Raw genomic sequence first — 18,432 nt, 5'->3', positions numbered from 1 at the left:
TGCGGCAGCGCAGGATCAGTGCAGCTGCCCGCCGCTTTCGCGCAGGTCCTCGCGCACCGAGAGCGCGGTCGCGATGGCGATGCGAAGGCCGGCGACCACCGTCTCGAGCGCCATGACAGGCAGGCCCGCAAGGTCCGGCCTCCGCGTCACCTGCTGTGGCAGGTAGGGGATGTGAACGAAGCCGCCGCGCATGCCGGGCGCCACGGGCCGGCTCGCGATGCGGTGCATGAGGCCGAAGAACAGGTGGTTGCAGACGAAGGTGCCGGCCGTGTTCGACACCGCGGCCGGAATGCCCGCGGCGCGCAAGTCGCGCACCATGGCCTTGATCGGCAGGCTGGCGAAATAGGCCGCGGGTGCACCGGGCACCACCGGCGCATCGATCGGCTGGCAGCCGGCGTTGTCGCAGATGCGGCCATCGTCGACGTTGATGGCCACGCGCTCGGGCGTGATCTCGCTGCGGCCGCCCGCCTGTCCGACGCACAGCACCAGATGCGGCTGCACCTCGTCGATCGCGGCATCGAGTTCGCGCAAGGACGCACCGAACACGCAGGAGATGCGGCGCGCATGCACCACGGCACCTTCGCAGCGCCAGCCATCGAGCGACTGCACCGCTTCCCAGGACGGATTGATCGCGTCCTGGTCGAAGGGCTCGAAGCCGGTCAGAAGGACGTTCACGTGGCGGCGACCGCGATGCCTTCGGCCGCCAGGCGCTCGCGGATGCGGCGCGCGAAGGCCAGCGCGTGGGCGCCATCGCCGTGCAGGCAGACGGTCTGCGCATTGACCGCCACCAGGCTGCCGTCGATGGCGCGCACCCGGTGATCGCGCACCAGCGACAGCGTCTGCGCGAGCGAAGCCTCCTCGTCCTCGATCAGGGCGCCGGGCTGGCTTCGAGGCACCAGGCTACCGTCGGGCATGTAGCCACGGTCGGCGAAGACCTCCTCGACCGGCGTCAGGCCCGCGCGCTCAGCGGCGTCGATCATGCCGCTGCCCGCGAGTCCGAAATAGCGCAGCGAAGGGTCGAAGCGGCGCACCGCCTCGCAGATCGCGGCGGCCAGCGCCGGCTCCTTGACCGCCTGGTTGTAGAGCGCGCCGTGCGGCTTCACGTGCGCGAGCCGCCCGCCTTCGGCCTTGACGATCGCGGCCAGCGCGCCGACCTGGTAGAGCACGCCCGCGACGATCTCCTCGGGCGGCAGGTTCATGGTGCTGCGGCCGAAGTTCTCGCGGTCGGGAAAGCTCGGGTGGGCGCCGATCGCGACGCCGTTGGCGATCGCCCAGCGCACGCACTGCTGCATGGTGCGGGCATCGCCTGCATGCCAGCCGCAGGCGATGTTGGCCGAGCTCACGAGGCCGAGCAGGGCTTCGTCGTTGTCGCATCCTTCGCCGAGGTCGGCGTTGAGGTCAATCTGCATGACTTCTTGCTCCTTCGACCGGATTTTGCGCCGCCACGCGCCAGCCCGCCGAGGCCAGGCCCTGCGCCACCTGCGCGAGGTAGCGCCGGCGCTGCTGCAAGGCCGACAGCGCGGCCGCCGCATCGACCTGCTCGAGCCGCAGCCAGCCGCCGAGCGGCGCCTGCGCGAGCTTCCACAGGTCGGCCTGGATCACGACCCCGATGCGCGGATAGCCGCCGGTGGTCTGGGCGTCGCCCATGAGGATGATCGGCTGGCCCGAGGGCGGGACCTGGATCGTGCCCGGGATCACGGCCGAGGACAGCATGTCGAAGGCACGGCGGCGCTTGAGCTCGAAGCCCTCGAGCCGGCTGCCCATGCGGTTGCTCTGCGGCGTGATGCGCCACGGGTCGCGCCAAAGCGCCTCGAGCGAGGCGGCCGTGAACTGCTCAAACTCGGGGCCGGGAAGCACGCGCAGCACGGTGGCGTCGTCGACCGGGTCCGCGTGGCCGCGAGGCGCCGCTTCGGGGGCTCGCACGCCGAAGGGTCGGGCGGCGAGCTGCCGTGCGTCGAGAGCCGAGGGGCCCAGCAGGAGCCGGTCGCCCTTGCGCAGCGCCCGGCCCTGGTGGCCGCCGAAGCCGGCCTTGAGGTCGGTGCTGCGCGAGCCGAGGACCGGTGGCACGTCGATGCCGCCCGCCACCGCGAGCCAGCTGCGCAGCCCCTTCTTCGACGGCGAATGATTGGCACCCGACAGGCGCAAGACCTGCCCGGCCGCCACCGGCACGCTCCAGCAAGCCCACAGCGGCACGCCGTCGAGCGCGGCGCCGAAGTCGTCGCCGGTGATCGCGATCCGGGTCGCGGTCTCGAAGCGCAGCTCGCAGTTGCCCATCGTCAGTTCGAGCCCGGCCGCGCCGTCGTCGTTGCCGACCAGTCGATTGGCGAGCGTCAGCGCGAGGGTGTCGAGCGCGCCGCCGGGGCAGATGCCGAGCTGGCGATGGCCGGGACGGCCCAGGTCCTGCACCGAGGCCAGCATGCCGGGGCGCAGCACCGTGAGTCCGTGCGCTGCGGCCATCAGAGCTCCACGCTCTCGGCCACGAAGCGGACGTGGTCGCCGGGCCGCAGCAGGGTCGGCTCGGCCGCGCCGGGGTCGAACATCTCGAGCGAGGTACGGCCGATCAGCTGCCAGCCGCCCGGCGAAACGAGCGGATAGATGCCGGTCTGCTCGCCGCCGATGCCGACCGAGCGCGCAGGCACGGCCACGCGCGGTTCGGCGCGGCGCGGCGTCGCGAGCTCGGGCGCGAGGCCGCCCATGAAGGCGAAGCCCGGCAGGAAGCCGAGCAGGTAGACCACGTAGTCACCCCCGCTGTGGCGCCGCACCACCTCGGCCGGCGAGAGGCCGGTGTGCCGCGCGACCTCGGCCAGGTCGGGCCCGGCTTCGCCGCCGTAGGCCACGGGAATCTCGATGCGCCGGCCCTGGACGCCGCTGGCGGCCAGCTGCGGCCAGGCCGCGAGCACCTGCATCTCGAGCTCGGCCGCATCGACCTGCGTCGGATCGAACAGCAGGCTCAGGTTGTTCATGCCCGGCAGCACCTCGTGCACGCCGCGCCACTGCAGCGCCTCGGTGGCCAGCGCCCAGATGCGCTGCTGGTGCGCGAGCGTGGCGGGCGGCGGCAGTTCGCACAGCAGCGCGGCCTCGCCCAGCGCATGCAGGCGAAGCGCGGGAATGGTCATTCGCGGCCGAGGCTGCGGACCTTGGCGAGCAGGCGGTCCTGCACGTTGGGCGAGACGAACTTGTCGACCTCGCCGCCGAGCATCGCGATCTCGCGCACGAAGGTGCTCGAGATGAACTGGTACTTGTCGCTCGGGGTCAGGAACACGGTCTCGACCTCGGGCATCAGCGAGCGGTTCATGCCCGCGAGCTGGAACTCGTAGTCGAAGTCGGTCACCGCGCGCAGGCCGCGCACCATCGCCTTGCCGCCACGCGCGACCACGAAGTCGCGCAGCAGTCCGGAGAAGCTCTCGACCGTGACCTGGTCGCTGTAGGGCTTGACCGCCTCGCTCGCCATCTCGATGCGCTCGGGCAGCGTGAACAGCGCCTTCTTGTGATGGCCGGCGGCAACCGCGACGATGACGCGCGAGAACAGCTGCGTCGCGCGCCGCACCACGTCCTCGTGGCCCAGCGTGATGGGGTCGAAGGTGCCGGGGTAGACGGCAATCACGTTGCTGGACATGGGGCTTCCTCCTGGTGCGGCCGTCGTGGCGGGTGCGGCGGATTATGCAGCGGCGTTCGCCGCGGCCGGCTGCAGCAGATGCGCGTGCACCGCACCGGCCTTGAGATGGCGAAACAGCACCAGCCCGAGCGCCGCCAGTTCGTCGTCGCTCCAGCGACGCGCGGCCTCGAGGTAGATCACGCCTTCGGGTCGCAGCGCCTTCAGCGCCGCCCGCAGTGCCGGCTCGTAGACGGCCGGGTTCTCGAACGGCGGATCGAGGAAGACCACGTGCAGGCTGCCGGCCGGGGTGCGCTCGAGCGCGGTCACGCCGTTGCCGCGCTCGATGCGCACTGCGGCGGCGTCGAGCTTGGTCTTGAGGGACTGAAGCTGCGCCACCAGCGCCGGTTCCTGCTCGCACAGCAGCACCGAGGCGGCGCCGCGCGATGCGGCCTCGAGGCCGATCGCGCCGGTGCCCGCGAAGGCATCCACGCAATGCCAGCCCGGCAGTTCGCCGCCGCCGACACCGGCCAGGCTGGCCAGCCAGTTGAACAGGGTCTCGCGCACGCGGTCGGGCGTCGGACGCAGGCCGGGCTTGTCGGCGACTGCGAGCCGGGTGCGCTTCCACTGGCCGCCGATGATGCGGACGAAATGCGGTGCCTTCGCGAGTTTGGCCGCGGTGGCGGCCTTGGCATCGGCGCCGGTCTTGGCCGGCGCGGGGGTTCTGGACTTCGGTTTCACAGGCGGAGCTTAACGGCTGCGGACCGCAGCGAAACGCTCAAGGCTTGCCGCCCACGATCACCGTGACCATGCGCTCGGGCTGGAGCTTGCGCGCGAAGGCGGCCTTGACGTCGGCCGCCGTGACCGCGTTCATGCGCGCCGTCCAGGTGTCGAGGTAGTCGAGCGGCAGGTCGTTCCAGGCGATGTTCGCCACATTGCCGACGAGCTTGCGGTTGCTGTCGAGCAGCAGCGGAAAGCCACCGATCAGGTTGTCCTTGGCAGCCTTGAGCTCGGCCGCGGTCGGGCCGTCGGCGACGAACTGCGCCACCACCTCGCGCGCCACCTTGACGGCCTGGTCGGCCTGGTCGGGCCGGGTCTGGAAGGCCACCCGGAAGGCACCCGCGTGCAACCCCGGCGAGAAGCCGCTGTAGACGCTGTAGGCCAGGCCGCGCTTCTCGCGCACCTGCTCGGTCAGGCGCGACACGAAGCCGCCGCCACCCAGGATGTAGTTGCCGAGCGTGAGCGCGAAGTGATCGGGGTCGGTGCGCTTGTAGCCGGGCTCGCCGATGACGACGTGGGACTGCGCCGAGGCGAAGGGAATGCGCTGTTCCTTGGCGGCAGCCAGCGGCGCCACCTCGGGCACCACCGGCAGCGGCGGACAGCCGGCCGGCGATGCCGGCAGCCGCGACAGCAGCTCGTTCGCGATGCTCTCGGCCTGCGCGCGCGTGACCGCGCCGACGATGCTGAGCTTGGCCCGGCACGGCACGATCAGCTGCTCCCAGCGCTGGCGCATGGCGGCGACGTCGATGCGCGCGAGCGTGGCTTCGGTGGTGTCCTGGCCGTAGGGATGGTCGCCGTAGACCGCCTGTGCGAAGGCACGGCCGGCCGCGGTGGCGGGCTTGGTGTTGGCCTCGCGGATCGCCGCATTGAGCCGCTCGCGTTCGCGCTGCCAGATGGCGTCCGGGAAGGCCGGCTCGCCGATCTCGCGCGCGGCCAGGCGCACCGCCTTGTTCAGCAGCACCGGATCGGCCAGCGAGCGCAGCGTGATGCTGGTGCGGTCGGCACCGGCGCCGACGTTGAACTCGGCGCCGAGGTCGGCCCAGGCTTCGCCGAGCGCGTTCTGGTCCATCGCGGGCTCGCTGCCGCTGGCGCGGATGCCCTTCTCGACCATCTCGGCGGTCACGCCGGCCAGGCCGGACTGGGCCGGCGGATCGCGCCGCGAACCGGCGTCGAAGTCGATCTGCACGTCGACGATCGGCAATGCATCGGTGGCGGCCAGGTAGATCCGGGCGCCGTTGGCCAGGGTCCAGTGCTGGATCGGGATCGCGGCCTGCGCGCCGGCGGCCAGCAGGAAGAATGCGGCGCCGAGAAGCACGGCGCGCAGCGTCGTTGTTTTGTTGGGGGACATGGTTTCCTTCAACGCAGGTCGCCGGCCGGCGCTGCGGGTGCGCGCGGACGGCGCGTGGTGTCGGGCGGCAGCGGCCGCAGCGTGGCAACCGTGAGCTGGTCGTCGCCGAAATACTTCGCGGCCACCGCCTGCACCTGCTCGGCCGTGACGGCCTGCAGCCGTTCGATGATCTTCGCGTTGGCGTCCAGCGGCAGGCCCTGCACCCAGTTGCTGCCCAGCTCGCGCGCCTGCGCCATCACCGAGTCGAGCTTGTAGGTCTCGCTCGCCACCCATTGCGTCTTGACGCGCGCGAGCTCGGCCGCGCCCACGCCTTCGCGCGCCACCTTGGCGACCTCGGCGCGCAAGGCGGCCTCGACCGCTTCGGGCGTCTTGCCCGCGGCCGGCACGCCATCGAGACCGAACAGTTGCGGCCCGCGGCCGACGAAGCCGGCATAGGCCCCGGCCGAGTCGGCGACGCGATCCGGGCCCTGCGTGAGTGCGCGGTCGAGGCGTGCGCCCGGGTAGCCGTCGAGCACCGCGGCCAGCACCAGCAGCGCATAGGGGTCGTTGTCGCCGTCGAGCTTGTCGGACGCCTCGATCTGCGGCGCGCGATAGGCCAGCGACACGTAGGCCTGCTCGGCCGGTGCCTTGAATTCGACGCGGCGGATGCCGCGCTGGGCCGGCTCGGTGCGCGGCTTGCGGGTGGGCACGGCGCGCGCCGGGATCGAGCCGTAGTACTTCTCGGCCCAGGCCCGTACCTGCGCGACGTCGACGTCGCCGGCCACCACGATCGCGGCGTTGGCGGGCACGTACCAGCGCTGGAAGAACTCGCGTGCGTCGGCGGGCGTCATGGCCTCGAGGTCGCTCATCCAGCCCACCACGGGCCGGTGGTAGGGCGAAGCCGTGAACACCGCGGCGTTCTGCTGCTCGCCCAGCAGGCCGCGGGGCTGGTCCTCGGTTCGCATGCGGCGCTCTTCCTTGACGACCTCGATCTCGCGCTTGAATTCGTCGTCCGGCCACTGGTTGTTGGCAAAACGATCGGATTCGAGCTTCATGATCTGCTCGAGCTTGTCGGCCGGGATCTGCTGGTAGTAGCCCGTGTAGTCGCGCGTGGTGAAGGCGTTTTCCTGCCCGCCCAGCGCGGCGACGCGGCGCGAGAATTCGCCGGGCTTGAGCGCCTTGCTGCCCTTGAACATCATGTGCTCGAGCACGTGGGCCACGCCCGAGGTGCCGTCGACCTCGTCCATCGATCCGACCCGCACCCACAGCATCTGGACCGCGGTCGGCGCGCGCCGGTCGGGCTTGACGATCAGGGTCATGCCGTTGGCGAGCGTGAACTGCTGGGCGGCGGCCGGCGCTGTGGCGGATGCGGCCGGAGAGACCGGGGACGGAGGCGCGCTCTGTGCGATGGCAGGCACGGCCCACGATGCGAAAAGCACCGAAGCCAGCACCGCACCCGACGCAGCGCGGCGTGGCAAGGGGTGTTTCATAGAATGGGTCCGATTGTAAAAAGCGCTCAATGTTCAGTTTCTTCAAGAAAAAACCTGCGGTCGAGAGCCCGGCGCCGGCTCCGGAGCCCCAGAGCCCGCCGCCGGCTGCGCCCGCGCCTGCAGCCAAATCCGTGTTCTCCCCGTCGTCCTGGTTCGGCGGCAAGCCCGCCGCCACACCGGCCGAGGATGCCCCGGCTCCCGCGCCGACGGCAGCGCCGTTGGCAGCACCGGCGCCGTTGGCGGCACCGGCGCCGGTCGTTGCGCCCGCGCCGCCCGCGCTTGTGCCTGCAACCACGCCCAGCGCAGCGCCGGCTGCCACGCCGATAGCGGCTCCGGCTCCCAGGCCAGTGCCGCCACTGGCACCTGCAGTCGCCGCCGGACCCGCCCTCGCACCAATCGCACCCGCAACCGCACTTCCACCCGCACCCGCCGCCGCTTCCGCCCCCGCATTCACCCCCGCCCCGGCCGCACGCGTTCCCGCGCCGACTCCGGTCACGCCGCCGCCCGCGCCCGAACGCAGCGGCTGGCTCGGCAAGCTGCGCCAAGGCCTGCGCAAGACCGGGAACAGCATCGCCGCCACCTTCGTCAACGCCCAGATCGACGACGCGCTCTACGACGAACTCGAAGAGGCCCTGCTGATGGCCGACACCGGCGTCAAGGCCACCGAGCACCTGCTCGAGGACCTGCGCCGCCGCGTCAAGAGCACGATGGCGACCGATGCCGCGCAGGTCAAGTCGCTGCTGGCCGACGCCATCGCCGACCTGCTGCGCCCGCTTGAGAAATCGCTGGTGATCGGCGAGTACACGCCGACCGTGATCATGGTGGCCGGCGTCAACGGCGCCGGCAAGACCACGTCGATCGGCAAGCTCACCAAGCACCTGGCCAACGAGGGCGCTTCGGTGCTGCTGGCCGCGGCCGACACCTTCCGCGCCGCCGCGCGCGAGCAGCTGATGGTCTGGGCCGACCGCAACACCGTCGAGATCGTGAGCCAGGAAGGCGGCGACCCGGCTGCCGTGAGCTTCGACGCCGTCAATGCGGGCAAGGCCCGTGGCAAGGACGTGGTGCTGGTCGACACCGCCGGGCGGCTGCCGACCCAGATCCACCTGATGGACGAGCTCAGGAAGATCAAGCGCGTGGTCCAGCGCGCCGAGCCGACCGCGCCGCACGAGGTGCTGCTGGTCATCGACGGCAACACCGGCCAGAACGCGCTGATGCAGGTCAAGGCCTTCGACGAGGCGCTCGGCCTGACCGGCCTGATCGTCACCAAGCTCGACGGCACCGCCAAGGGCGGCGTGCTGTGTGCGATCGCGCGCGAACGGCCGGTGCCGGTCTATTTCATCGGCGTCGGCGAAAAGCTCGAGGACCTCGAGACCTTCGACGCGCGCGAATTCGCCCAGGCGCTGCTCGGCATCTGACGCCACGGCGACCGGTCTCGGGGTCGTCCCGGTTTGTCGGCGCGACCGCCCTCTGGCATCATCGTCGGCGCCCGCCAAGAGGCATCGGAGACCGCCACATGAACACCGCAGCCGCCCCGCTGGCAGGCACCGACCGCAAGGTCGACCGCCTGCTCGCCCACTACGGCGAGAGCCATCGCCACCCGACCAACGAAGCGATCCACGTGTTCGCGATCCCCGCGATCATGCTGAGCCTGGTCGGCCTGCTGTACGCGCTGCACCCGTGGGTCGCCTACGCCTTCGTTGCCGCGAGCGCGGTCTACTACGTGACGCTGCGCTCGCCGGTCTTCCTGCTGTCGATGCTCGGCTCGATCGTCCTCGCGCTGGCGCTGGTGCATGCGATGGGAGACCTTGTGCTGCCGATCTGCGCCACCATCTTCGTGGTGGCCTGGATCTTCCAGTTCATCGGCCACAAGGTCGAGGGCCGGAAACCTTCCTTCTTCGAGGACATCCAATACCTCTGGGTCGGCCCGCTGTTCGTCTGGTCGCTGCTGTTCCGGCGGCTGGGAGTACGGTGGTAGTCCGGCCCGGGTAGGGCCAGGCTATCGGCCCCATAGAAATCAGGGGGAACCCTTGCCTTAGCACTCTCTCTAACCGAGTGCTAATATGGCCTTGAAAGAAGGAGTTTCCCCAATGACAACCTTGTCTGGAGCCTCTGCCAACCAGCTCGCCGTCGCCAACCCCTGGTCGATGGTGCCCCCGCTGGGTAACTTGGACGCCTACATCTCGGCAGCCAACCGCCTGCCGCTGCTCACGCTCGAGGAAGAGCAGGGTTTCGCGCGCAAGCTGCGTGACAACAACGATCTCGAAGCTGCCGGTGCGCTCATCCTGTCGCATCTTCGGCTAGTTGTATCCATCTCCCGCCAATACCTGGGCTACGGTCTGCCGCATGGCGACCTGATCCAGGAAGGCAATGTCGGCCTCATGAAGGCCGTGAAGCGCTTCGACCCCGACCAGGGCGTGCGGCTCGTGAGCTACGCCATGCACTGGATCAAGGCGGAGATCCACGAGTACATCCTGAAGAACTGGCGCATGGTCAAGGTCGCCACGACTAAGGCGCAGCGCAAGCTGTTCTTCAACCTGCGCTCGATGAAGCAGGGCTTCAAGGCCGACGCGGCAGCGGCCGATGCCGGCACGCACCGCGAGACGCTGAGCCCCGACGAGGTGTCGCAGATGGCGACCCGCCTCAACGTCAAGCCCGAGGAGGTGCTCGAGATGGAAACCCGGCTGTCGGGCGGCGACGTGCTGCTCGACCCGAGCCCGTCCGACGATGGCGACGAAGGCTTCGGCCCGATCGCCTATCTTGCCGACGCCACGCAGGAGCCGACGGCGCAGATCGAATCGCGCCAGCGCGACCGGCTGTCGACCGACGGCATCTCGACCGCGCTGGAAGCGCTCGACGACCGCAGCCGGCGCATCGTCGAGGAACGCTGGCTCAAGGTGAACGACGACGGTTCGGGCGGCATGACGCTGCACGACCTGGCCGCGGTGTATGGCGTGAGCGCCGAGCGCATCCGCCAGATCGAGGTCGCGGCGATGAAGAAGATGAAGAAGGCACTGGCCGAATACGCCTGATTCGCGCCGCTTCGATAAGAAAAGCCCGGTTTGCTTCCGGGCTTTTTTTTGGTTTCTAGGACGTCTTGAGGAGCGTCTTGAGGTCCGACACCATCGGCGCAACGCCAGCGCCATAGCGCGCGTAGAGGCGCAGCCGGCCCTGCGGGTCGTAGACGAAGCTGGCGGCCGAATGGTCCATCGAATAGCTGGACGGGGTCTTGCCGTCGACCTTCTTGTAATAGACCTTGAAGTCCTTGGCGAGCGCGCTCAGCTGCTCCGGCGTCGGGATCAGCGCCACGAAGGCCGGGTCGAAGGCGCCCATGTAGGCCTTCATGACCTCGGGCGTGTCGCGCGTCGGGTCGACCGTCACGAACAGCACCTGCAGCTTGTCGCCATCGGCGCCGAGCTGCTGCTTGACCTGCGCCATCTCGGTCATCGTCGTCGGGCAGACGTCGGGGCATTGGGCATAGCCGAAGAACAGAACCACGGCCTTGCCCTTGAAGTCGGCCATCGTGCGCACCTTGCCATCGGCATCGCTCAGCGAAAAATCCTTCGCATAGTCGGCGCCCGTGATGTCGACCGCCTGGAAGCTGGGCTTGGACTCGGTGCAGGCCGCGAGCGGCACGGCGACGGCTGCCGCGAGACCGGCCAGGGCCAGGGTGCGCAGCGCCTGCCGCTTGGTGAGGGGGTGGGTCATCGGAGGTAGTGGTCGACCAGCAGCGCCGCGAACAGCACGCTCAGGTGGATCAGTGAAAAACGGAAGGTCTTGCGCGCAAGCGCGTCGGAATAGTTGCGCCACAGCGCGAAGGCGTAGCCCGTGAAGCCGATGCTGACCGCCACCGCGACCACGAGGTACAGCCAGCCGCTCATGCCGTAGATGAAGGGCATCAGGCAGGCCGCGAACAGGATGAAGGTGTAGAGCAGCACCTGCAGCCGCGTGAACTCGTTGCCGTGCGTGACCGGCAGCATCGGCAGGCCGGCCTTGCGGTAGTCCTCGACGCGGTAGAGCGCCAGTGCCCAGAAATGCGGCGGGGTCCAGAGGAAGATGATCAGGAACAGGATCAATGCCTCGGGCCCGACGTCGCCGGTCATGGCGGCCCATCCGAGCACCGGCGGCATCGCGCCAGAGGCGCCGCCGATCACGATGTTCTGCGGCGTCAGCGGCTTGAGGATCACGGTGTAGACCACCGCGTAGCCGACGAAGGTGGCGAAGGTCAGCCACATCGTGAGCGGGTTCACCGTGAACCACAGCAGCACCGAGCCGGCCGCACACAGGACGGCCGAGAAGATCAGGGCCTGGCGGTCGCTGAGCTGGCCCCGCGCCGTGGGGCGCCAGGCGGTGCGCTTCATCTTGGCGTCGATGCCCTTCTCGACCAGGCAGTTGAAGGCGGCGGCAGCGCCGGCGACCAGCCAGATGCCGATGCAGGCCAGCGCGCCGCGCTGCAGGTCGGCGATGGTCGGCACGCCGGGCACCGCGAGCACCATGCCGATCAGGGCGCAGAAGACGATCAGCTGCACCACGCGCGGCTTGGTCAGCGCATAGAACTGGCGCAGCACGCTTGCCGCGCTGGTCGGCGATACGGAGGCGGGTGCGCTCATGAATAGACCTCCGCGCCGCGCACTGCGCCGGTTGCCGTGCGGGCGCTCTCGCGACGGCTCTCGCACAGGGTCCAGGTGAGCACCACGGCCAGGGCCGCGGCGCCGCCGGTGTGCAGCAGGGCAGCCAGCAACGGCCAGTCGAGCAGCACGTTGCCGAGGCCGGTGGCCAGCTGCAGCAGCGCCAGCCCTGCCAGCCAGCGGGATTGGGCGCGCAGAGCTGTGAAGCGATGCAGCCGCCAGGCCAGGAGGCCGATCGCCGCGAACACCAGGTAGGCCATCAGGCGGTGCACGTAGTGGATCGCCGTGAGGGCCGAGAAGTCGATCGGCGTGCCCGCCGAGGTCTCGCCGAGGTGGCGCCAGATCTCGAAGCCCTGCGCGAAGTTCATCGGTGGCCACCAGCTGTCCTGGCAGGTCGGGAACTGGGTGCAGGCCAGGACCGCATAGTTGGTGCTGACCCAGCCGCCGAGCGCGATCTGCACGCCGAGCAGCACGGTGGTGACCACCAGCAGCGTGCGCAGCGCGTCCGGCAGCGCGATCGGCAGGCGCTGCAGTGCGGCCTGCTGGTAGCGCACCGCCTGGATGCACAGCAGGGCGAGCAGCACGACGGCGCCCAGCAGGTGCAGCGTGACGATCGCGGGGAACAGTTTCCAGGTCACGGTCAGCGCGCCGAAGGCGCCCTGCAGGCAGACCCAGACCAGCGTGGCTGCGGGCCACCAGGCGCTCAGCGCGCGCTCGCCGCGGTGGTCGGGCCGGCGCTGGCGGCGCCGCGCGACCAGCGTCGCGATCGCCAGCACGAGGATCAGGAAGCCGACCGCGCTTGCCAGGTAGCGATGCACCATCTCGACCCAGGCCTTGGAATGCGTGACCGGTCCGGTCGGCTGCGCAGCCTGCGCCATCGCGATGTCGTGGCGCGCGCCGACCGGGCTCGCATTGCCGTAGCAGCCGGGCCAGTCGGGACACCCGAGACCGGAATCGCTCAGGCGCGTGAAGGCGCCGAACAGCGTGAGGTCGAAGGTCAGGAACAGCGTGAGCACGGTCAGCGCATGCAGACGGCGCGCCGCGCCGGCGCCCGCGTTGCGGCGCCAGACCCACAGCAGCGGGCCGAGCGCGAGCAGCACGCCGAACGCCAGCAGCCAGGCGATCGGCTTGAGGTCGTAGAGCGAGTTGGTGTCCATGGCGCGGGTCAGCGGCCGGCTTCGTCCCAGGACGAGGAGGCGCGCAGCAGGCGGTCGAGGTCGCGCTTGCCGCGGCTGGCGCCGGCGGCGTCCATGCGGGCCGGGAAGCGCATCATGAGATTGCCGAGCGGGTCGACCACGAACAGGTGCTCGGAGACGTCGTGGCCCGCACTGGCCGGCAGCCACTTCTGCAGCTCGGCCGCGGGCACGCGCAGCACCGTGGCGCCGCGCAGGCCCTGGGCCAGCCGCTCGGGCAACGGCTGGTCGTCGCTCACCAGCCAGACACGGTCGAGCCTGTCCTTCTCGCGGCCCAGGCTCTCCCGCAGCTGGCGCTGCAGGTAGAGCTGCTGTTCACACAGCGCGTCGCACGCAGCGCCGGCAACCGCCACCAGCAGCCACTGGCCCTTGAGCGCGGGCAGGCGCAGCACCTTGCCGTCGGGCTCGATGGCCTCGATGCCGGGCAGCGGGCGCTGCGGATCGATCAGTTCGCCATAGACGCTGCGGCCCTCCGGGCGCACCACGTAGTAGGTGAAGTAGGAGGCGATGACAGGCGCTGCGCAGCACAGCAGCACGAACAGCATCTTCCAGCGGCCCTGCAGCGTGCGCCGCGCCTCGGCCCCGGCCAGCGCCTGGCGCGGCGACGGCATCGAGTGCACGGTCAGGCCGAGCGGCTCGTCAGCCGCGGCGGGCAAGGCGTGCGCGGCGGTAGGGGGCGATGAATTGGAACCAGACATAGAGGAATATCACGAGGGCCGACAGGCCGAACCACTGGAACGCATAGCCGTAGTGCTTTTCCACGCCCAGTGCAGGAGCCGGCCAGTCGCGCTGCAGTCCCTCGGACGCCGGGCCGGTCTGCTGCAGGGAGACGTCGGTACGCAGGGGCAGACCGGTTTCGGCGCGGAACGCTTCAAGGCCGAGATTCTGCCGGATGCGCGAAGACCCCACGGAAGGCGGCACGGCGGGTGAGGCGGATGCCGCAGGTGCGGCAGCGGCACCTGCGGTCAGTGCCGATGCCGAACCCGGTGCGGCAGGCGCGGCCGCGGTCGTCTCCGACTTGCCGAGTTCGAGCAGGTGCGCAGGCGCCGGGGCGATGCGGGCCGTGACCTCGACCAGGCCGCTCGGCGTCTCGACCGCGCCGAGCAGCGCGCGATCGGTGAAGTTGCGCTGGATCCAGCCGCGCTGGATCAGCACGGTCTGCTCGCTGCCCTCGAGCGCGAACGGGGTCAGCACGTAGAAGCCCGGCACGCCATGCATCTGGCGGTTGTCGAGATAGACCGTGTGCGGCGTCAGCCAGAGCCCGCGCAGGCGCACCGGCTGGTGCATCGCGCCGGTGGCGTCGGCCAGGGCGAGAAAGGCCTGCGAATCGAGTGGCGGCAGGCTCTTGCGGGCGTCGATCTCGGCCTGCAGGGCTTCCTTCTGGGCGGCGCGCGAGAGCTGCCAGCGGCCGAGCGAGAAGGTGGCGGCCAGGGTCAGCAACGCCACGGTCGTGACCAGCCAGAAGCGGCCGGCGCGCGGGTGGACGGGCGTGGCGGCGGGGGGCTGTGCGTTCAAGGCACGGGGCGGCGCCGGCGGCCGATAATGCGGGTCATGAAATACCTTGTGGCCCTGGCCTTCATCGGCATCCTGGGCAGTCTCGCGGTGGCGCTCTACTTCATGCTGAGGGATGGGCGCGACGGCCGCTCCAAGAGCGGCGGCATGGTGCGCGCGCTCACGGTTCGGATCGGCCTTTCGGTCCTTTTGTTCCTCTGCGTGCTGCTGGCCTGGAAATTCGGCTACATCCAGCCAGGGGGCCTGCCGGTCGGAAAGTAGGTGATCCTCGTTCCACGAGAACCATGAAAAAAGCGCCTTGCGGCGCTTTTTCTTTTTGCCGTCGTCGCGAATGCTCAAAGCCAGTAGACCAGGAAGTAGAGGCCGAGCCACACCACGTCGACGAAATGCCAGTACCAGGCCGCGCCCTCGAAGCCGAAGTGCCGTTCGGCCGTGAAATGGCCCCGGCGCAGCCGCATCGTGATGAAGAACAGCATCAGCATGCCGATGAACACATGCAGGCCGTGGAAGCCGGTCAGCATGAAGAAGGTAGAGCCGTAGGCACCCGAGCTGAGCTTGAGGTTCAGGTCGTTGTAGAGGTGGTGGTATTCGTAGGCCTGCACGCACAGGAAGACGAAGCCGAGCACCACCGTGAGCCACATGAAGCGGATGGCCTGGGCGCGCTTGTCGACGCGCAGCGCGTGGTGGGCGATGGTCAGCGTGACACCCGAGCTCAGCAGCAGCGCGGTGTTGATGGTCGGCAGCCAGAACGGACCGACGGTCAGGAAGGGCTCGACGTTGCCGGCCGGCGAACCGGTGGCGCCCACCGCATTCGAGGGCCAGACGGCCTTGAAGTCGGGCCAGATCATCGCGTTGTCGAGGCTGCCGAGCGAAGGCAGCGCGTGGTTGCGAGCCCACCACAGCGCCGTGAAGAAGGCGCCGAAGAACATCACTTCCGAGAAGATGAACCAGCTCATGCTCCAGCGGAACGAGAGGTCGATCTTGTGGCCGTACAGACCGCCTTCGCTTTCGCGGATCGACTGCGCGAACCAGACGTAGAGCGTGCCGAGCCAGACGATCATGCCGGCCAGCAAGGACCACATGCCCCACTGATGGCCGTTGATCCACTGGGCCGCGCCCAGGATCACGAACAGCAGTCCGATGGCGGCCATGACCGGAAAGGCCGATGGACCGGGCACGAAGTAGTAGGGCGTGGTGCCGGGGGTGGTTGCGCTCATTTCGGGTCCTGGGTTTTCTTCTGTAGCTTCAAGTTCTGTGGGATGTCTTCGTCGTCAGGCTGTCGCGACCCATCGCACCAGCAAGACCAGCGCCGTCACGAACAGCGCCACGGCCACGAAGGCGACCGCGATGATGTGCAGCGGGTTGAGCCGTGCCAGGTCGTCCTGGAAGCCGCTCCGCTTGCGTACGCCGAAGAAGGACCAGCCCACGGCCTTCACCGTCTGCCACAACGAGCCCTTGCGTGCGACGCCGGATTCGCTGCTCATGAACGGGGCTCCGACAAGGCAGCAGGCACGGCCGCATTGGCGGCCACGGGCGCCGGTGGTGTCTTGCCGCCGACCTCGAAGAAGGTATAGCTCAGCGTGATGGTCTTCACATCCTTGGAGATCTTCGGGTCGATCACGAAGGCCACCGGCCACTGCTTCTTCTCGCCCGCCTCGAGCGTGTACTGGTTGAAGCAGAAGCACTCGAGCTTGTTGAAGTAGGGCGCGGCCTGCTGCGGCGCGTAACTGGGAATCGCCTGCGCGGCCATGCGCCGGTTCTGCACGTTCTGGAACTCGTACATCACGGTGTTGAGCTGGCCCGGATGGACCTGCATCGAGCGTTGCGCCGGCTTGAAGTCCCACAAGCCCCGCACGTTGGCATCGAACTCGACGGTGATGGTGCGGCTGGTGTCGACCTGCGAGTTGTCGGGCACACGCACCTTGTCGCCACCCGACGCACCGCCGGGCACCTGCAGCTCCGACAGGGCCAGGATGTTGATGCCGGTCATCTCGCAGATCGCGCGGTAGAGCGGCACCAGCGCGTAGCCGAAGGCGAACATGCCCATCGCGACGACGGCCAGCTTGCCGACCATGCGGGCGTTCGCTCGACGGATGCGCGGACCTGTCATTGCCGTGCCGCCTAGTGGCCGATCCAGACCATGCGCACGATGAAGCCGACGAGGAACAGCAGCGCGATCGAGGCCAGCGTGAGCCCCATGCGGCGGTTGCTGGCTTTCTGTTCGGGTGTCGTCATGGCGGCCTCGGCGTCAGCCGATCACTCGGGTTGCGGTGGCGTCGAGCTTGGGCGGGGTCTCGAAGGTGTGGAAGGGCGCCGGCGACGGCACTTCCCATTCGAGTCCTTCGGCGCCTTCCCAGGGCTTCTGCGGTGCCTTCTCGCCCTTGCCCATCATGGTGGGCAGCACGATGAAGAGGAAGAAGTACACCTGGGCCAGGCCGAAGCCGAAGGCACCGACCGTGGCGATCGCGTTGAAGTCGGCGAACTGCATCGGGTAGTCGGCATAGCGGCGCGGCATGCCCGCAAGGCCCAGGAAATGCATCGGGAAGAAGGTGACGTTGAACGAGATCAGCGACCACCAGAAGTGCACCTTGCCGCGCGTCTCGTTGTACATCACGCCGGTCCACTTCGGCGACCAGTAGTAGTAGCCGGCGAACATGGCATACAGCGAGCCGGCCACCAGCACGTAGTGGAAGTGGGCGACGACGTAGTAGGTGTCCTGCAGCTGCGTGTCGATCGGGGCGACCGCGAGGATCAGGCCCGTGAAGCCGCCCATCGTGAACACGAAGATGAAGCCGACCGCGAACAGCATCGGGGTCTCGAAGGTCATCGAGCCCTGCCACATGGTGGCGATCCAGTTGAAGACCTTCACCGCCGTGGGCACGGCGATCAGCATCGTGGCGTACATGAAGAACAGCTGGCCCGTGAGAGGCATGCCGGTCGTGAACATGTGGTGGGCCCAGACGATGAACGACAGGATCGCGATCGACGAGGTCGCATACACCATCGAGGCATAGCCGAAGAGCCGCTTGCGCGCGAACGCCGGCACGATCTGGCTGATGATGCCGAAGGCCGGCAAGATCATGATGTAGACCTCGGGGTGGCCGAAGAACCAGAAGATGTGCTGGTACATCACCGGGTCGCCGCCGCCCGCCGGGTTGAAGAAGCTGGTGCCGAAGTGGCGGTCGGTCAGCGTCATCGTGATGGCGCCTGCGAGCACCGGCATCACGGCGATCAGCAGGTAGGCGGTGATGAGCCAGGTCCAGCAGAACATCGGCATCTTCATGAGCGTCATGCCGGGGGCGCGCATGTTGAGGATGGTGACGATGATGTTGATGGAGCCCATGATCGACGAGGCACCCATGATGTGCATCGCGAAGATGCCGGCATCCATCGACGGGCCCATCTGCAGCGTCAGCGGCGCATAGAGCGTCCAGCCGGCCGCCGGTGCGCCGCCGGGCATGAAGAACGAACCGACCAGCATCAGCGCCGCCGGGATCAGCAGCCAGAAGCTGAAGTTGTTCATGCGCGCGAAGGCCATGTCCGAGGCGCCGATCTGGAGCGGGATCATCCAGTTCGCGAAGCCCACGAAGGCCGGCATGATGGCGCCGAACACCATGATGAGGCCGTGCATGGTGGTGAGCTGGTTGAACAGCTCGGGGTTCACCAGCTGCAGGCCGGGCTGGAACAGCTCGGCGCGGATCATCAGCGCGAGCACGCCGCCGACCATCAGCATCGTGAACGAGAACAGCAGGTACAGCGTGCCGATGTCCTTGTGGTTGGTCGCGAAGACCCAGCGGCGCCAGCCTGTGGGGGCGTCGTGATGCTCGTCGTGGCCGTGGTCGTCGTGACCGGTGGCGTGGCCGTGGGGATCGAGGACTGCGCTCATCTTGTTATTCCTTGGAGACTCTTCGGG

22 protein-coding genes are annotated in these 18,432 nt (G+C 69.0%); 4 read left to right on the top strand and 18 right to left on the bottom strand.

Annotated elements, in window-relative coordinates:
• Window positions 1-15: 15 nt before the first annotated feature.
• Genes pcp through QTH87_RS08195 form a run of 8 tightly spaced genes read right to left on the bottom strand, consistent with a single transcriptional unit; the run spans window position 16 to window position 7,189 of the window.
• Entirely contained in the window at window positions 16-675 is a 660-nt protein-coding gene (gene pcp / locus QTH87_RS08230; protein WP_286608426.1) for a pyroglutamyl-peptidase I, read from the bottom strand.
• Window positions 672-1,409, bottom strand: coding sequence for a 5-oxoprolinase subunit PxpA (pxpA, locus tag QTH87_RS08225; RefSeq protein WP_286608425.1), 738 nt, complete (start codon window positions 1,407-1,409; stop codon window positions 672-674). Before pxpA ends, pcp begins: the two co-directional genes overlap by 4 nt.
• Window positions 1,399-2,457 (bottom strand): 5-oxoprolinase subunit C family protein, encoded by a 1,059-nt coding sequence (locus tag QTH87_RS08220; protein WP_286608424.1) that lies wholly within the window; start codon window positions 2,455-2,457, stop codon window positions 1,399-1,401. Before QTH87_RS08220 ends, pxpA begins: the two co-directional genes overlap by 11 nt.
• Entirely contained in the window at window positions 2,457-3,116 is a 660-nt protein-coding gene (pxpB, locus tag QTH87_RS08215) for a 5-oxoprolinase subunit PxpB (RefSeq protein WP_286608423.1), read from the bottom strand. The genes QTH87_RS08220 and pxpB overlap by 1 nt, the downstream gene beginning before the upstream one ends.
• Entirely contained in the window at window positions 3,113-3,616 is a 504-nt protein-coding gene (gene coaD, locus QTH87_RS08210; RefSeq protein ID WP_286608421.1) for a pantetheine-phosphate adenylyltransferase, read from the bottom strand. Before coaD ends, pxpB begins: the two co-directional genes overlap by 4 nt.
• Window positions 3,617-3,658: 42 nt before the next feature.
• Window positions 3,659-4,333 carry an RsmD family RNA methyltransferase gene (locus QTH87_RS08205; protein WP_286608420.1) on the bottom strand — a complete coding sequence of 225 codons (675 nt, stop codon included), beginning with the start codon at window positions 4,331-4,333 and terminating at the stop codon, window positions 3,659-3,661.
• Between the two features lie 37 nt (window positions 4,334-4,370).
• A complete protein-coding gene (locus QTH87_RS08200) occupies window positions 4,371-5,720 on the bottom strand; it encodes a M16 family metallopeptidase (RefSeq protein WP_286608419.1) in 1,350 nt (449 codons plus the stop codon).
• A gap of 8 nt (window positions 5,721-5,728) precedes the next feature.
• The gene (locus QTH87_RS08195) at window positions 5,729-7,189 is read right to left on the bottom strand and encodes a M16 family metallopeptidase (RefSeq protein WP_286608418.1); all 1,461 of its coding nucleotides are present in this window, start codon (window positions 7,187-7,189) and stop codon (window positions 5,729-5,731) included.
• Window positions 7,190-7,218: 29 nt separating this feature from the next.
• Here QTH87_RS08195 and ftsY point away from each other — a divergent pair, with 29 nt between their 5' ends.
• The 3 genes from ftsY (at window position 7,219) to rpoH (ending at window position 10,218) form a co-directional block, all read left to right on the top strand.
• A complete protein-coding gene (ftsY, locus tag QTH87_RS08190) occupies window positions 7,219-8,604 on the top strand; it encodes a signal recognition particle-docking protein FtsY (RefSeq protein ID WP_286608417.1) in 1,386 nt (461 codons plus the stop codon).
• A gap of 98 nt (window positions 8,605-8,702) precedes the next feature.
• On the top strand, window positions 8,703-9,164 hold the full coding sequence (locus tag QTH87_RS08185) for an Mpo1 family 2-hydroxy fatty acid dioxygenase (RefSeq protein ID WP_286608416.1): 462 nt from the start codon (window positions 8,703-8,705) through the stop codon (window positions 9,162-9,164).
• A 112-nt stretch (window positions 9,165-9,276) separates the two neighbouring features.
• Window positions 9,277-10,218, top strand: coding sequence for an RNA polymerase sigma factor RpoH (rpoH, locus tag QTH87_RS08180; RefSeq protein WP_286608415.1), 942 nt, complete (start codon window positions 9,277-9,279; stop codon window positions 10,216-10,218).
• Window positions 10,219-10,273: 55 nt separating this feature from the next.
• Here the strand turns inward: rpoH and QTH87_RS08175 are convergent, their stop codons facing one another.
• Genes QTH87_RS08175 through QTH87_RS08155 form a run of 5 tightly spaced genes read right to left on the bottom strand, consistent with a single transcriptional unit; the run spans window position 10,274 to window position 14,522 of the window.
• Complete coding sequence (locus QTH87_RS08175; RefSeq protein ID WP_286608413.1) at window positions 10,274-10,894, bottom strand: SCO family protein; 621 nt, start codon at window positions 10,892-10,894, stop codon at window positions 10,274-10,276.
• A complete protein-coding gene (gene cyoE, locus QTH87_RS08170) occupies window positions 10,891-11,796 on the bottom strand; it encodes a heme o synthase (protein WP_286608411.1) in 906 nt (301 codons plus the stop codon). The genes QTH87_RS08175 and cyoE overlap by 4 nt, the downstream gene beginning before the upstream one ends.
• The gene (locus tag QTH87_RS08165; protein WP_286608409.1) at window positions 11,793-12,971 is read right to left on the bottom strand and encodes a COX15/CtaA family protein; all 1,179 of its coding nucleotides are present in this window, start codon (window positions 12,969-12,971) and stop codon (window positions 11,793-11,795) included. The genes cyoE and QTH87_RS08165 overlap by 4 nt, the downstream gene beginning before the upstream one ends.
• A gap of 8 nt (window positions 12,972-12,979) precedes the next feature.
• Window positions 12,980-13,705, bottom strand: coding sequence for an SCO family protein (locus QTH87_RS08160; RefSeq protein ID WP_286608407.1), 726 nt, complete (start codon window positions 13,703-13,705; stop codon window positions 12,980-12,982).
• Entirely contained in the window at window positions 13,647-14,522 is an 876-nt protein-coding gene (locus QTH87_RS08155) for an SURF1 family protein (protein ID WP_286608405.1), read from the bottom strand. The genes QTH87_RS08160 and QTH87_RS08155 overlap by 59 nt, the downstream gene beginning before the upstream one ends.
• A gap of 36 nt (window positions 14,523-14,558) precedes the next feature.
• On the opposite strand from QTH87_RS08155, the gene QTH87_RS08150 reads away from it, so the two are divergent.
• Window positions 14,559-14,780 (top strand): twin transmembrane helix small protein, encoded by a 222-nt coding sequence (locus QTH87_RS08150; protein WP_286608403.1) that lies wholly within the window; start codon window positions 14,559-14,561, stop codon window positions 14,778-14,780.
• A gap of 74 nt (window positions 14,781-14,854) precedes the next feature.
• Here the strand turns inward: QTH87_RS08150 and QTH87_RS08145 are convergent, their stop codons facing one another.
• The 5 genes from QTH87_RS08145 to ctaD are packed head-to-tail and all read right to left on the bottom strand — an operon-like array spanning window position 14,855 to window position 18,405.
• Window positions 14,855-15,736, bottom strand: a complete 882-nt coding sequence (locus QTH87_RS08145; protein WP_286608401.1) for a cytochrome c oxidase subunit 3 — start codon at window positions 15,734-15,736, stop codon at window positions 14,855-14,857.
• Between the two features lie 54 nt (window positions 15,737-15,790).
• Complete coding sequence (locus tag QTH87_RS08140; protein WP_286608399.1) at window positions 15,791-16,003, bottom strand: DUF2970 domain-containing protein; 213 nt, start codon at window positions 16,001-16,003, stop codon at window positions 15,791-15,793.
• Complete coding sequence (locus tag QTH87_RS08135) at window positions 16,000-16,629, bottom strand: cytochrome c oxidase assembly protein (protein ID WP_286608397.1); 630 nt, start codon at window positions 16,627-16,629, stop codon at window positions 16,000-16,002. The genes QTH87_RS08140 and QTH87_RS08135 overlap by 4 nt, the downstream gene beginning before the upstream one ends.
• A gap of 11 nt (window positions 16,630-16,640) precedes the next feature.
• A complete protein-coding gene (locus QTH87_RS08130) occupies window positions 16,641-16,754 on the bottom strand; it encodes a cytochrome oxidase small assembly protein (RefSeq protein WP_286608395.1) in 114 nt (37 codons plus the stop codon).
• Window positions 16,755-16,767: 13 nt separating this feature from the next.
• Window positions 16,768-18,405, bottom strand: coding sequence for a cytochrome c oxidase subunit I (ctaD, locus tag QTH87_RS08125; RefSeq protein WP_286608394.1), 1,638 nt, complete (start codon window positions 18,403-18,405; stop codon window positions 16,768-16,770).
• Window positions 18,406-18,432 lie beyond the last annotated feature (27 nt).

The sequence above is a fragment of the Variovorax jilinensis genome, assembly GCF_030316885.1.
Taxonomy (GTDB): Bacteria; Pseudomonadota; Gammaproteobacteria; order Burkholderiales; family Burkholderiaceae_C; genus Variovorax; species Variovorax jilinensis.
This window is presented reverse-complemented; position numbering and strand designations above follow the sequence as displayed.

Excerpts from the sequence above, each read along its gene's own strand:
- rpoH (WP_286608415.1), top strand. The coding sequence starts at position 9,277 with ATGACAACCTTGTCTGGAGCCTCTGCCAACCAGCTCGCCGTCGCCAAC.
- QTH87_RS08150 (WP_286608403.1), top strand. The coding sequence starts at position 14,559 with ATGAAATACCTTGTGGCCCTGGCCTTCATCGGCATCCTGGGCAGTCTC.
- QTH87_RS08195 (WP_286608418.1), bottom strand. The coding sequence starts at position 7,189 with ATGAAACACCCCTTGCCACGCCGCGCTGCGTCGGGTGCGGTGCTGGCT.
- QTH87_RS08140 (WP_286608399.1), bottom strand. The coding sequence starts at position 16,003 with ATGAGCAGCGAATCCGGCGTCGCACGCAAGGGCTCGTTGTGGCAGACG.
- QTH87_RS08185 (WP_286608416.1), top strand. The coding sequence starts at position 8,703 with ATGAACACCGCAGCCGCCCCGCTGGCAGGCACCGACCGCAAGGTCGAC.
- cyoE (WP_286608411.1), bottom strand. The coding sequence starts at position 11,796 with ATGAGCGCACCCGCCTCCGTATCGCCGACCAGCGCGGCAAGCGTGCTG.
- coaD (WP_286608421.1), bottom strand. The coding sequence starts at position 3,616 with ATGTCCAGCAACGTGATTGCCGTCTACCCCGGCACCTTCGACCCCATC.
- QTH87_RS08135 (WP_286608397.1), bottom strand. The coding sequence starts at position 16,629 with ATGACAGGTCCGCGCATCCGTCGAGCGAACGCCCGCATGGTCGGCAAG.
- QTH87_RS08175 (WP_286608413.1), bottom strand. The coding sequence starts at position 10,894 with ATGACCCACCCCCTCACCAAGCGGCAGGCGCTGCGCACCCTGGCCCTG.
- QTH87_RS08165 (WP_286608409.1), bottom strand. The coding sequence starts at position 12,971 with ATGGACACCAACTCGCTCTACGACCTCAAGCCGATCGCCTGGCTGCTG.
- pxpB (WP_286608423.1), bottom strand. The coding sequence starts at position 3,116 with ATGACCATTCCCGCGCTTCGCCTGCATGCGCTGGGCGAGGCCGCGCTG.
- pxpA (WP_286608425.1), bottom strand. The coding sequence starts at position 1,409 with ATGCAGATTGACCTCAACGCCGACCTCGGCGAAGGATGCGACAACGAC.
- QTH87_RS08130 (WP_286608395.1), bottom strand. The coding sequence starts at position 16,754 with ATGACGACACCCGAACAGAAAGCCAGCAACCGCCGCATGGGGCTCACG.
- ctaD (WP_286608394.1), bottom strand. The coding sequence starts at position 18,405 with ATGAGCGCAGTCCTCGATCCCCACGGCCACGCCACCGGTCACGACGAC.
- QTH87_RS08200 (WP_286608419.1), bottom strand. The coding sequence starts at position 5,720 with ATGTCCCCCAACAAAACAACGACGCTGCGCGCCGTGCTTCTCGGCGCC.
- ftsY (WP_286608417.1), top strand. The coding sequence starts at position 7,219 with ATGTTCAGTTTCTTCAAGAAAAAACCTGCGGTCGAGAGCCCGGCGCCG.
- QTH87_RS08145 (WP_286608401.1), bottom strand. The coding sequence starts at position 15,736 with ATGAGCGCAACCACCCCCGGCACCACGCCCTACTACTTCGTGCCCGGT.
- QTH87_RS08160 (WP_286608407.1), bottom strand. The coding sequence starts at position 13,705 with ATGTCTGGTTCCAATTCATCGCCCCCTACCGCCGCGCACGCCTTGCCC.
- QTH87_RS08220 (WP_286608424.1), bottom strand. The coding sequence starts at position 2,457 with ATGGCCGCAGCGCACGGACTCACGGTGCTGCGCCCCGGCATGCTGGCC.